This is a genomic window from Streptomyces sp. NPDC058701 (assembly GCF_042715295.1).
Classification (GTDB): domain Bacteria; phylum Actinomycetota; class Actinomycetes; order Streptomycetales; family Streptomycetaceae; genus Streptomyces.
Map to the genome: position 1 here is coordinate 73,394 of NZ_JBHXSY010000031.1, position 12,459 is coordinate 85,852.

Consider the following 12,459-nt stretch of genomic DNA (forward strand, 5'->3'; position numbering starts at 1 on the left):
CGGTTCGCTGTCGGCCATCTGTCGGTGCTTTGTCAGTGGCGGATGATCCCATGGCGGGCATGACGCGAAACGACAAGAATCCCAACGCCGTGGTGGTGCGGGGACTGGTCAAGCACTACGGCGAGACCAAAGCCCTGGACGGGGTCGACCTGGACGTCCGCGAGGGCACCGTCCTCGGGGTCCTGGGCCCCAACGGCGCGGGCAAGACCACCCTGGTGCGCTGCCTGTCCACCCTGATCACCCCGGACGCCGGCACGGCCTTCGTCGCCGGCTTCGACGTGGTCCGCCAGCCCCGGCAGCTGCGCCGCACCATCGGGCTGACCGGCCAGTACGCCTCGGTCGACGAGAAGCTCTCCGGCTGGGAGAACCTCTACATGATCGGCCGGCTGCTGGACCTCTCCCGCAAGGGCGCCCGCCTGCGCGCGGACGAGCTGCTGGAGCGGTTCTCCCTCACGGACGCCGCGAAGAAGGCCGTGATGAACTACTCGGGCGGCATGCGCCGGCGGCTCGACCTGGCCGCCTCGATGATCGGCAGCCCGGCCGTGCTGTACCTGGACGAGCCGACGACCGGGCTGGACCCCCGCACCCGCAACGAGGTGTGGGACGAGGTGCAGCGGATGGTCGCCGAGGGGGCCACCGTCCTGCTGACCACCCAGTACATGGAGGAGGCCGAGCAGCTCGCCAACGAGCTGACGGTCATCGACAAGGGCAAGGTCATCGCCAACGGCAAGGTCGACGAGCTGAAGGCGCGCGTCGGCGGCCGGACCCTGCGGATCCGCCCCACCGACCCGGCCGACCTGCCGGGCATGGCCCGCTCGCTGGCCGAGGCCGGTCTGGACGGGCCGGCCGGTTCCCAGGCCGTCCCGGACGAGGGCGCCCTGCTGGTCCCGATCCTCGCCGACGAGCAGCTGACCGCCGTGGTGGGCCTGCTGGCCTCCCGGGGGTACGGGATCACCGACATCAGCACCTACCTGCCCAGCCTGGACGAGGTGTTCCTGTCCATCACCGGACAGAAGCCCTCCGCCGAGGACTCCGTTCCCACCGAGAAGACCCAGGAGGTCGCGGCATGAGCACCGTCACCACGAAGCCCACTCCCGTCGCGGCCGCCCCGGCCGGCGGGCCCGTCCCCGCCCGCGAGGGCCGGATCGGCCTGCGCGGCAACCTCCGCCACATCGGCGCCCTGGCCCGGCGCAACGTCCTGCAGATCAAGCAGGACCCGGAGTCGATGTTCGACGTCCTGTTCATGCCGATCATCTTCACGCTGCTGTTCGTGTTCGTCTTCGGCGGCGCGATCGCCGGCAAGGGCAACCAGAGCGTCTACGTCAACTACGTGGTGCCGGGCCTGATGGCCATGATGGGCATGAACATCGCCATGGGTGTCGGCACCGGGGTCAACGACGACTTCAAGAAGGGCGTGATGGACCGCTTCCGGTCCATGCCCATCGCCCGCTCCTCGGTGCTCATCGCCAAGATCGTGGTCGAGCTCGGCCGCATGATGGTCGCCATCGCGATCCTGCTCGGCATGGGCTTCCTGCTCGGCCTGTCGATCAAGTCCTCCGTGCTGGACCTGTTCCTCTCCATCGGACTGGCGGCGGTCTTCGGGTCCTCGCTGATGTGGATCTTCATCCTGCTGGGTCTCACCATGAAGACCCCCCAGGCCGTCCAGGGCATGGCGATGCTGGTCCTGATGCCGCTGCAGTTCGGCAGCTCGATCTTCGCCCCGACGACGACGATGCCCGGCTGGCTGCAGAGCTTCACCGACGTCAACCCGCTGTCCAACCTGGCCGACGCGGCCCGTGGCCTGATCAACGGGACCCCGCTGGGGAACTCCGTGTGGATCACGCTCGCCTGGTCCTTCGGCATCACGCTGGTGACGATGCCGCTGGCCGTCCGCAAGTTCCGCCAGAAGACCTGACCCGCGGACCGGTCCGTTCGGATCGCGTCCCGGACGGACCCCGGCGGGGGCCGGGTCAGATGAGGGCGGTGGCCTCCTCCAGGGTGAGGCCGCCGCCCTCGGCGTGCGCCGCCTCGTACGCCGCGTCGCCCAGCGCCGCTCGCGCCAGCTTCTCGGCGAGGGCGGCTTGGGCGCGCTCGGTGGTGACCGGGACGTGTCCGGGCGGCAGGTGGCGCCGGTAGGCGCCGACGAGGCGCGCGGCGTCCCGCACCCGCTCCCGGCCGCCGGGGGAGGCGAGGGAGACGGACGCCGTCAGCAGGTAGACGGCGGGCAGGTGCGGCGCCACCATCAGCGCGAGCGGGTCGCGGGCCGCGAGCGCCCCTCCGCGGAGCACGCCGAGCGCGTCCTCGAACCTGCCCTCCTGGTTGTCGAGCCAGGCGACCGTGGCGAGGAGTAACACGTCGAAGACGGCGTAGGCGCCGAAGGAGAACTCCTCGCGCAGCGTCTGGAGCTGGGCGCGGGCCTCGGGGATGCGCCCGTTCCGGCCGAGGATGCTCGCGAGGAACATCCGGGCGGCGGGCATGGCCTCGTTGCCGTGCCGTCGGACGGTGGCGGTGATCTCCGTGAGGATCTCCTCGGCCTCCTCGGACCGGCCGGCCTCGGTGAGGGTCCCGGCCATCCGTACGCGCAGCACCGTGACCTGGGCCTTGGCCCCGAGCCGTTCGGCGTGCTCGATCGCGGCCCGGAAGTCCTGGGTGGCCGCGGGGTACAGGCCGCGCTTCTCCAGGGATTCGGCGCGGGCGGAGAGCGCCTCGGCGCAGCCCCAGTCGTCGCCGAGCGCCCGGAAGAGGGCAAGGCTCTCGTCGGCGTCGCGGGCGGCGTCGCCGCCCCAGTCGGCACGGTTGGCGAGGATGTTGGCACGCAGCTGGAGGGCCGAGGCGAGCTCCCAGTCGTAGCCGAGCTCGCGGGCGACGTCCACGGTCTCGTCGATGACCCGGTGCAGCAGCCCGGCGTCGCCGGCGATCATGACGGCGTACACCCAGAGGTTGGCGGGGGGCCGGCAGGTCTGCGGGAGTCCCGGCCGGTACACGGCGAGCATGCGCTCGACCTGGGTGCGGACCTCGGGCGTGTCCCAGGAGCCGTCTCCCTGGTCGCGGGAGGCCAGGCGGATCATCTGGATGCCGCGCCAGCCCTCGGTCAGCAGTTCCCCGGTGTAGGGCGGCGGCGCGTCCACGATCCGCCCGTACACCGGCCCGGCCGGGACGGCGGGCTCCGCGAAGGGGTCGGGTCCGAGGCCGGCGGCGGCCTCGGACCAGTGGCGGGACTCGGCGCGCAGGTCGTGCATGTGCCAGTACCAGACGAGGGAGTGGACCAGGCACAGCACTTCTCCGGCGGCGCGGGCGGCGACGCCCCGGCGCAGGGCGGTGCGCAGGTTCTCGTACTCGGTGGCGATCAGGTCGGCGGCCGCGCGCTGGCCGTGGCCGCGCAGCCGCGGCTCGGCGGTGCGGACGAGTTCGCGGTAGTGGACGAGGTGGCGCCGTTCGGTGGCCGCGCGGTCGTGGCCGGTGCCGGCGAGGCGCTCGGCGGCGTACTCGGCGACGGTCTCCAGCAGCCGGTAGCGCATGGCGGAGCCGTCCGGGCCGGGGGCGGCGATGACGAGGGACTTGTCGACGAGGGAGCCGAGGACGTCGGCGACGTCGTACGAGGGGTCGGCGCAGACGGCCTCGGCGGCGGTCAGGTCGCAGCCGCCGGCGAACACCGACAGCCGGCGCAGGACGGCGCGTTCGGGCCCGTCGAGGAGGTCCCAGGACCAGTCCACGACGGCCCGCAGCGTCTGCTGGCGCGGCAGGACCGTACGGGCTCCGCCGGTCAGCAGCCGGAACCGGTCGTCCAGCCGGTCGGCGATCTGGCGGAGGGTGAGCAGCCGCAGCCGCGCCGCGGCCAGCTCGATCGCCAGCGGCAGACCGTCCAGGCGCCGGCAGATCTCGACGGCGGCGGCCGGGTCCTCGTCCACGCCGAACCCCGGCCGGACGGCGGCTCCGCGGTCGTTCAGCAGCCGCAGCGCGACGGGGTCGGGCAGCGGCTCCACCGGGCGCAGGGACTCCCCCGGGACGCCGAGGGGCTCGCGGCTCGTGGCCAGGATCTGTACGCCGGGGCAGTGGGTGAGGAGCCGCTCGGCGAGTTCGGCGGCCGCGCCGATGACGTGCTCGCAGTTGTCGAGCAGCAGCAGGAGCCGGCGCCGCGCGCAGTGCTCGACGAGGCGGCCGAGGGCGTCGTCCCCGGCGCGGTCGGTGAGCGCCCGCATCTCCTCGGCGGAGGCGCCGCGCAGCTTGGTCTCGCGGGCGCCGAGCGCGGCGAGGGCGGCCTCGGCGACGTCCTCCGGGTCGTCGACGGGGGCGAGTTCGACCAGCCAGACCCCGTCGGGCCAGACCCCGTCGGGGCGGCCGGTGCCGGCGTGCGCCTCGGCGGACTCCTGGGACAGCCGGGTCTTCCCGGCTCCACCGGGCCCGAGCAGGGTGACGAGGCGGGCCCGCGCGAGGTCGGCCCCGATGACGCGGATGTCGTCCTCGCGGCCGACGAAGGTGGTGAGCCGGGCCCGCAGGTTCCCCGGCCGATCGAGGCCGCCCGGCCGGGCGCCGGCGGGGTGCGGGGCGGGGGCACCGGGCCGCTGCCCGGCGTCCGGGGCGGTCGGCCCGGGTCTCGGGCCGGAGCCGTCCGGACGGGGGTCGGCGGCGGGGCGTGCGGCGGCCGGGTGCGGGTCGGTGGCGGCCGGGTGCGGGTCGGCGGGGTGCGGGTCGGCCGGGTGCGCTGCCGGGTGCGGCTCGGCCGGGGGTGACAGGAGCGCGGTGTGCAGGGCGCGCAGCTCCGGGCCCGGGTCGGCGCCCAGGCGGGCGGCCAGGTCCCGGCGGACCGCTTCGTAGGCGGCCAGGGCCTGCGCCGGCCGTCCGGTGTCCCGCAGCGCGCGGATGCGCAGCGCCTGCAGCGGCTCGTCCAGCGGCTGCCCGGCGCAGAGCGCGGTCAGCTCGGGCAGGACGCGCTCCGCCTCGCCCAGGGCGAGGGCCGCGGCGAGCCGGCCCCGGCGCGCGTCCGCCCGTACGGTCTCCCAGCGCGCGGACTCCGCGGCCGAGGGGTCCGGGAGGTCGGCCAGGGCGGAGCCGCGCCACAGCGCGAGCGCCTCCTCGTACAGGGCGCCGGCCTTGGCCGCGTCCCCCTCGGCCAGCGCCGAGGCGCCGGCTCGGGCGAGCCGCTCGAAGCGGTACAGGTCGACGTCCTCGCGCTCGGCGGTCAGCAGGTAGCCGCCCTCCGCGGACCGCACGGCCGCGTGCCCGAGGGCCCGCCGCAGCCGGGCGACCAGTGCCTGGAGGGCGGCCGGGGCATCGGCGGGCGGGTCGCCGTCCCACACCTGGGCGACCAGCAGGTGCGCCGGCACCGCCCGCCCAGGCCGCAGCGCGAGCGCCGTCAGGAGCGCCCGCAGGCGCGCTCCGCCGACGGCGACGGGGCTCCCGTCGTCGCGCAGGGCCAGGGTGGTGCCGAGGATCGCGTAACGCACCGGGCCATTGTCCCCGCAGCGGGACCCGGACCCGCACCCCTTTATCGGCGGGCACCGGGATAGGTTTCGCCGCATGGGTCATCAGGGAAGCCGTGGCGAGCGGCAGATCAGCGCAGTGTTCCTCGGCATCGCGGCCGTCATGGCGGTCACCGGGTGGGCGGTGTGGACCGGGTACTCGACGAGCGCCGGCCTGGCCGTGTTCCTCTTCGTGACCTCGGCGTGGATCGTCTCCCTCTGCCTGCACGAGTACGCGCACGCCCGCACGGCCCTGCACGGCGGCGACCTCTCGGTGGGCGCCAAGGGCTACTTGACGCTGAACCCCCTGAAGTACACGCACGCGCTGCTCAGCATCGTCCTGCCGGTGCTCTTCGTGATCCTGGGCGGGATCGGCCTGCCCGGCGGCGCGGTGTTCATCGAACGCGACCGGATCCGGGGCCGCTGGAAGCACAGCCTGATCTCGGCGGCGGGCCCGCTGACGAACGTGGCCTTCGCGGTCGTCTGCACGGCCCCGTTCTGGCTGGACGCCCTGGACGGGGTCCCGCTGGAGTTCCGCTTCGCGCTCGCGTTCCTCGCCCTGCTCCAGGTCTCGGCGGCGATCCTGAACTTCCTGCCGGTCCCGGGCCTCGACGGCTACGGGGTCATCGAGCCGTGGCTCTCGCACCGGGTGCGCCGCGAGATGGCGCCGCTGGCGCCGTTCGGCCTGATCGCGGTGTTCGCGCTGCTGTGGATCCCGGAGGTGAACACGTTCTTCTTCGACGTGGTGCGCGGCCTGCTGTCCGCGCTGGGCGTCCCGGAGCTGGACACGTACTGCGGCCGCGAGCTCTACACCTTCTGGCGGGACCCGGACGGCATCTGCGCCCTGCCGCAGCGCTGACCCGGCACGACGAAGGAGACGGCCTATCCGGCGGTGCGGGCGGCGGTGGCCTTTTCGGCCTTGGCCTTGCGCTGGTAGTACCAGGCCAGGTTCGACGTGAGGCCGGCCAGCAGGACCCAGATGATCCCGAGGAAACTGCCCTCCACGAAGGCGACGACGGCCGCGGCCACGGCGAGGACGCAGACGATCACGGCGAAGACGGCAAGGCGGGGCATGGGGAGAGCTCCTCGGAAACACGGAACGGGGCAGAGCCCCACCAGTGTCCCCCATGCGCCGCAGTGCTTCCGTAAAGACACTTTCGATCACATCCGGTCCCTTTTGCTCTTTTCCCGGTCTTCCGGGTGGTCCGGCACTACGGTTCGGCGGTACGCGCCTCGCACGGGCGTGCACGGAGCGACAGCCCGGCCCCGCCCGGCCACTCCCGGCGACGCCGGGAGTGGGGGGAAGACATGCAGGAGATCCCGAAGGGCGCGAACGTCAGCCTGACCGCCCTCGGCGAGGACGCCGGCTCGGTGGTCCTGAGCCTGGGCTGGACGAGCGCCTCCGGAGCGGGCGACGCCGACGTGTCGGTCCTGCTCCTCGACGGGAGCGGCCGGGTCCGCAGCGACGACGACTTCTACTTCTACAACCACCCGGCCGCCGCCGACGGCAGTGTGCAGCTGCTGGGGAAGACGCCCGGCGAGAGCGGCGACGAGGACCGCATCAGCGTGGATCTCGCCGCGGTCCCGCCGGACGTCGCGCGGATCGTGGTCGCGGCCAGCCAGTACGGCGGCGCCCGCTTCGGGGACCTCGACGACCTGCGGATGACGGTCGCGGACCGGTCGGGCGAGCCGCTGGTCGGCTTCTGCATCGACGACGCGAGCGTGGAGACGGCGTTCATCTTCGGCGAGCTGTACCGGCGCGGCGCCGAGTGGAAGTTCCGGGCCGTCGGCCAGGGGTACGAGACCGGTCTCGCCGGCCTGGCCACGGACTTCGGCATCTCCGTCGAGGAGGAGCCCGAGCTGCCCGACGCGGACGGCGCCGATGCCCGCGACGCCGACGCGCAGGACACCGGTGCCGACCCGCACGACCCGGCCGGGCGGGAACCGGGGGGCGCCCCGTCCCCCGAGGCCGCCCCGGAGGCGCCGGCGCCGCCGCCGGCCGCAGCCGTCACCGCGGCGCCCCCGGCCGGCACCGGCGCCGCTGCTCCCGGCCCCGCTCCGGTACCGGGCCAGACGCGCGGCCGGGGTCCCCGTACGACGAAGAAGAAGGTCACCCTGCCCAAGGCGGCCGGGAAGTCGCTCGCCGAGAACGACTCCTGGCGGCCCGCCCGGCTGTTCCCCGTGCCGTCCCTCAGGAGCGACAAGGAGCGCGAGGTGCGGGCGACCTCCGTACTGCTGTCCGTCATGGCGCAGGTGCCGGAGCTGGGGCGCCGCCTCACGGCGGGGTTCGGCGCGCCCGCCGGGCGCATGCAGACGTTCACCGAGGTCGCCCTGCCCCACGGCGACGCCCCCCGGCGCCCCGACGGCGTGATCCGGGTGGAGCGCGCGGGACGGCTGTGGACGGCCTTGGTGGAGACCAAGACCAACGGCAACCCGCTGAAGGCCGACCAGGTCCAGGGGTACGCGGACATCGCCGCGCGCCGCGGCTACGAGGCGGTCATCACGCTGTCGAACGACGTGGCGCTCGAAGGCGCCGCCGTGGTCGACGTCAAGATCGACGGCCGGCGCAAGCACAAGGTCAGCCTGTGGCACCTGTCCTGGGCCGAGGTGGCCCACCAGGCGCAGCTGCTGATCCGCCACGAGGGCGTGGGGAACGCCGCCCACGCCTGGCTCCTCCAGGAGCTCCTCGCGTACCTCCAGCACGAGAACTCGGGATGCCACGGATTCCAGAACATGGGCCCCGCCTGGGTGCCCGTGCGCAACGGGATCGAGGACGAGACCCTCTGCCGGGGCGACGCCCGCGCCGTGGACGTCGTGGAGAACTGGGAGCGTCTGATCCGCCAGGTCTGCCTGCGCCTGGGCGGGGAGCTGGGCCAGAAGGCCCTGCCCGTACAGCGCGCCCGGCGCGGCAGTGATCCGCGGGGGCGCCGGGAGGAGGCGGCCGAGGTGCTGTGCACGGAGGGCCGGCTGACGGCGGAGCTGCGCGTCGACGGGACCGGCGGGGTCATCGCGGTCAGCGCCGACCTGCGGACGGGGAAGGTGCGCACGTCCGTCGACGTGCCCGCGCCGGAGGCGGCGTACCCGCTGGCCGCCGCGAAACGGCTGGTGCGGCTGCTGGCGCAGGCTCCGGCCGACCTCCACGTGCAGAGCCTGCTCGGCGCGGAGCAGGGGCCCCGCGGCACGCTGGAGCGGCTCCGTCCGGAGCCGGGCGACCTGCTGCCCCGGGACGGCGCCCCGGTCACCGGCTTCCGGCTGTCGCTGATCAAGGGCATGGGCAACACCCGCGGCAACACGGAGTCCGGGTTCATCCGGAGCGTGGACGATTCCGTCGACCGCTTCTACCACGGTGTGATCGCGCACCTGGGCGCCGCCGAGGGCCGCCCGGGCCGCCGGAGCTGACGCCCCCGGCGCCCCGGCGGCCGGCGGGCTCAGACGTCCGTGACGCGCAGGCCCGCGTGGGCCTTGTAGCGGCGGTTCGTGGAGATCAGGTTGGCGACCAGGGACTCGACCTGGTGGGCGTTGCGCAGGCGGCCCGCGAAGACCCCGCGCATGCCGGGGATGCGGGCGGCCAGAGCCTGGACGAGGTCGGTGTCGGCGCGGGACTCGCCCAGCACCATCACGTCGGTGTCGATCTCGTCGATCGACTCGTCCTGGAGCAGGACCGCCGAGAGGTGGTGGAAGGCGGCCGTGACCCGGGAGTCCGGGAGCAGGGCGGCCGCCTGCTGGGCCGCGCTGCCCTCCTCGACCCGGAGGGCGTACGCGCCCTGCTTGTCGAAGCCCAGTGGGTTGACGCAGTCCACCACGAGCTTGCCCACGAGGTCCTCGCGGAGCGATTCGAGGGTCTTGGCGTGGCCCTCCCAGGGGACGGCGATGATGACGATGTCGCTGCGCCGGGCGCAGTCGGCGTTGTCCGCGCCCTCCACGCCGAGGCCCAGTTCGGCGGCGGCGTCCCGCGCGCGGTCGGCGGCGCGGGAGCCGATGATCACCTTCTGGCCGGCCCGGGCGAGCCGGTAGGCCAGGCCCCGGCCCTGGTCGCCGGTGCCGCCGAGGACGCCGACGACGAGGCCGGAGACGTCGGGGAGGTCCCACGGGTCCTTGGCGGGCGCCTTGGCCGGGGGCTGCTGCGTGCTGTCTGTGGAGGTCATGGGGGCGAGGGTAACCCCGAGATCCACAGAGTCGAACGGCCGCGCGCCCGCCGTCCGGGCGGGCAGGCGGGAACCGGTCCCGCGCCCCCCGCCCATGGTGCAGGATGCCGCCTATGGATGCCGTGAGAGTCGCGCTGCTGCGCGAGGTCCTCGCCGGTACGCGGTGGCCGGGTGCCGCGCGCCGCTTCGCGGGTTCGCTGCGGCGTTCGGTGGCGCCGTCGGGCGGGAGCCTGCTGCTGGTGGGGACGGAGCGGTACGAGCCCTGGCACCTGGCCGCGCACCTGGTGGACGAGGCCGCCTGGTCGGGCCTGCCGGCGCTGGCCCCGACGCTCGTGCGCCACCGGGTGCTGCCCGGGGAGCCGCCGCACCTGTCGGTGGGGCTGGGCAGGCTGGAGGCGGCCCGGCGCGGGTACACGCTGCTGGTGGTGGCCCCGGAGTCGCCCGGCGAGGCGCTGCTGCAACGCGTTCACGACGCCCGGCGTGCCGGGGCGACCGTACTGTCCCTGGACGGCGGGGACCCGGATCTGGGGACCCTCGCGCACGACGCGCTGTCGGTGAGGGAGGGCGCGGCCGAGCTGGACCTGGACACGGTGCAGCACCTGGTCAGCGCCGCCGCCGGGGAGAACGGCCTGCCGGCGCAGCGCGGCCCGCGCCGCTTCCGGGACCGGCTGGCGCGGCTGGCCGACCAGCTGACCGCCCCGCCGCCCAGCCGCTGGTAGGAGCCGGGCCCGGCCGGACCGGGAGCGGGCACCGGCCGGACGGGGAGCGGGGGCGCCCCCGGGAGGCGGCTCACCGGCCGTCCCGCCGCGGCCGTCCCCCGGGACGGTCCGCGGACCGCCTACGGGGTGGCCGCGCCCCCGCCGTCCTCTTCCCCGCGCGTCCTGTCGTTCCACTTCGGGTCGTTCTGCCATTCGAGGTTGCGCTCCTGCGCCGTCTCCATGGCGTGGGTCGCCTCCGCGGGCGTCCCGTACGGACCGAAGCGGTCCTTGGCCGGGCAGTCGGGGCCCTCTTCGACCTTTTTGTGGACCAGGCAGTAGTACCACTCGCCCGGTTTGCCCACCTGTCGCTTCTTGAACAAGGCCATCGCCTTCAGGCTCCTCTCGATGCCGCTCTTGCCGCCATGCTCCCCCATACCCGCTGGATACACTCGCTTGCATGTCCGGTCAGTCACTGCTCGTACCAGGCGAGCTCTCTCCCGTCCGTTCCGTTCCCGGAAACATCCGCCGGCCCGAGTACGTGGGCAAGCCCGCGCCCGCTCCGTACACCGGACCGGAGGTGCAGTCGGCCGAGACCATCGAGGCCATGCGCACCGCCGGCCGGATCGCCGCCCAGGCGATGGAGGAAGCCGCCAAGCTGATCGCGCCGGGGGTGACCACCGACGAACTCGACCGGGTCGCCCACGACTACATGTGCGACCACGGGGCCTACCCCTCGACGCTCGGCTACCGGGGCTTCCCCAAGTCGCTGTGCTCCTCCGTCAACGAGGTCATCTGTCACGGCATCCCCGATTCCACCGTCCTGCGCGACGGCGACATCGTGAACCTCGACGTGACCGCGTACATCGGCGGAGTCCACGGCGACAACAACGCCACCTACCTGTGCGGGGAGGTGGACGAGGAGTCGCGGCTGCTGGTGGAGCGCACCCGCGAGGCCCTCGCCCGCGCCATCAAGGCCGTCAAGCCGGGCCGCCAGATCAACATCATCGGCCGGGTCATCGAGTCGTACGCGAAGCGGTTCGGCTACGGCGTGGTCCGGGACTTCACCGGGCACGGCATCAACTCGTCCTTCCACTCCGGCCTGATCGTCCCGCACTACGACAGCCCGCACGCCACCACCGTCATCGAGCCCGGGATGACCTTCACCATCGAGCCGATGCTGACCCTGGGCACCCACGAGTACGACATGTGGGCGGACGGCTGGACGGTCGTCACGAAGGACCGCAAGCGCACGGCGCAGTTCGAGCACACGCTGGTGGTGACGGACACCGGGGCGGAGATCCTGACCCTGCCGTAGCCCGTCCGGCGGGGCCCGCCGGAGGAGAGGGATTTTTTACCGACAAGACGTCGGGAACAGATTGACTTAGGCAAACCTAAGTAGGAAGATCGGTGTGGCGGCTGAGCCGCCACGCCTGTTTCCCCTTCTTGGAGGTCCGTCTTGGACGCCTTCTCTACGGTCATCCGCGTCGCTTCGCACGAGCAGCACACCGAGGCCGAGACGTCGACCTTCATGAGCGACCTGCTGGGCGGCCGGCTCGGAGTCGACGCGTACACGCGCTACACCGAGCAGCTGTGGTTCGTGTACCGGGCCCTGGAGGACGCGGCCGATTCCCTGAAGGACGACCCGGTCGCGGGCCCCTTCATCCAGCCCGAGCTGATGCGCGTCGCCGAGATCGAGCGCGACCTCGAACACCTGCTGGGCGCCGACTGGCGCGAGAACGTGGTGGCGCTGCCCGCGACCGAGGCGTACGCCGCCCGCGTCGCCGAATGCGCCGCGCAGTGGCCCGGCGGGTACGTCGCCCACCACTACACCCGTTACCTGGGCGACCTCTCCGGCGGGCAGATCATCCGCGACAAGGCGGAGCGGACCTGGGGCTTCGAGCGCAAGGGCGACGGCGTCCGCTTCTACGTGTTCGCCGGCATCTCCAACCCCGCCGCCTTCAAGCGGACCTACCGCGAGCTGCTCGACGCGATCGCCGTGGACGACCTGGAGAAGCAGCGCATCATCGACGAGTGCAAGCGCGCCTTCGACTTCAACGGCGCGGTCTTCCGCGAGCTGGGACAGCAGTTCCCGCTCAGCGCGTAGGTACTCCTCGCGTACGGCTTCACGGTCCGCGGGCGGCGGGACGTCGGCGAGGG

The 12,459-nt window shown here is 73.6% G+C and carries 11 protein-coding genes; 7 read left to right on the forward strand and 4 right to left on the reverse strand.

Annotated elements, in window-relative coordinates; all coding sequences use genetic code 11:
- Positions 1–59: 59 nt before the first annotated feature.
- A complete protein-coding gene (locus ACFWW8_RS27560; protein ID WP_386532379.1) occupies positions 60–1,070 on the forward strand; it encodes an ATP-binding cassette domain-containing protein in 1,011 nt (336 codons plus the stop codon).
- Complete coding sequence (locus ACFWW8_RS27565) at positions 1,067–1,915, forward strand: ABC transporter permease (protein ID WP_386532381.1); 849 nt, start codon at positions 1,067–1,069, stop codon at positions 1,913–1,915. The genes ACFWW8_RS27560 and ACFWW8_RS27565 overlap by 4 nt, the downstream gene beginning before the upstream one ends.
- A gap of 55 nt (positions 1,916–1,970) precedes the next feature.
- Here the strand turns inward: ACFWW8_RS27565 and ACFWW8_RS27570 are convergent, their stop codons facing one another.
- Positions 1,971–5,444 carry a BTAD domain-containing putative transcriptional regulator gene (locus ACFWW8_RS27570; protein ID WP_386532384.1) on the reverse strand — a complete coding sequence of 1,158 codons (3,474 nt, stop codon included), beginning with the start codon at positions 5,442–5,444 and terminating at the stop codon, positions 1,971–1,973.
- 73 nt (positions 5,445–5,517) lie between these two features.
- On the opposite strand from ACFWW8_RS27570, the gene ACFWW8_RS27575 reads away from it, so the two are divergent.
- Positions 5,518–6,318: a site-2 protease family protein gene (locus tag ACFWW8_RS27575; protein WP_386532387.1), complete on the forward strand. Its 801-nt coding sequence runs from the start codon at positions 5,518–5,520 to the stop codon at positions 6,316–6,318.
- A gap of 23 nt (positions 6,319–6,341) precedes the next feature.
- On the opposite strand, the gene ACFWW8_RS27580 is transcribed toward ACFWW8_RS27575, so the two are convergent.
- Complete coding sequence (locus ACFWW8_RS27580) at positions 6,342–6,533, reverse strand: hypothetical protein (protein ID WP_386532389.1); 192 nt, start codon at positions 6,531–6,533, stop codon at positions 6,342–6,344.
- A 234-nt stretch (positions 6,534–6,767) separates the two neighbouring features.
- Here ACFWW8_RS27580 and ACFWW8_RS27585 point away from each other — a divergent pair, with 234 nt between their 5' ends.
- Complete coding sequence (locus ACFWW8_RS27585) at positions 6,768–8,858, forward strand: TerD family protein (protein ID WP_386532391.1); 2,091 nt, start codon at positions 6,768–6,770, stop codon at positions 8,856–8,858.
- Between the two features lie 29 nt (positions 8,859–8,887).
- Here the strand turns inward: ACFWW8_RS27585 and npdG are convergent, their stop codons facing one another.
- Positions 8,888–9,604 (reverse strand): NADPH-dependent F420 reductase, encoded by a 717-nt coding sequence (gene npdG / locus ACFWW8_RS27590; protein ID WP_386532392.1) that lies wholly within the window; start codon positions 9,602–9,604, stop codon positions 8,888–8,890.
- A 113-nt stretch (positions 9,605–9,717) separates the two neighbouring features.
- On the opposite strand from npdG, the gene ACFWW8_RS27595 reads away from it, so the two are divergent.
- Positions 9,718–10,323 carry a hypothetical protein gene (locus ACFWW8_RS27595; RefSeq protein WP_386532395.1) on the forward strand — a complete coding sequence of 202 codons (606 nt, stop codon included), beginning with the start codon at positions 9,718–9,720 and terminating at the stop codon, positions 10,321–10,323.
- Positions 10,324–10,442: 119 nt separating this feature from the next.
- Here the strand turns inward: ACFWW8_RS27595 and ACFWW8_RS27600 are convergent, their stop codons facing one another.
- Positions 10,443–10,688, reverse strand: coding sequence for a hypothetical protein (locus ACFWW8_RS27600; RefSeq protein ID WP_386532406.1), 246 nt, complete (start codon positions 10,686–10,688; stop codon positions 10,443–10,445).
- 71 nt (positions 10,689–10,759) lie between these two features.
- Between ACFWW8_RS27600 and map the strand changes: the two genes are divergently transcribed.
- Together map and ACFWW8_RS27610 are read left to right on the forward strand one after the other, a co-directional pair.
- Positions 10,760–11,617, forward strand: a complete 858-nt coding sequence (gene map / locus ACFWW8_RS27605) for a type I methionyl aminopeptidase (protein ID WP_386532397.1) — start codon at positions 10,760–10,762, stop codon at positions 11,615–11,617.
- A gap of 141 nt (positions 11,618–11,758) precedes the next feature.
- On the forward strand, positions 11,759–12,406 hold the full coding sequence (locus ACFWW8_RS27610; protein ID WP_386532400.1) for a heme oxygenase (biliverdin-producing): 648 nt from the start codon (positions 11,759–11,761) through the stop codon (positions 12,404–12,406).
- Positions 12,407–12,459 lie beyond the last annotated feature (53 nt).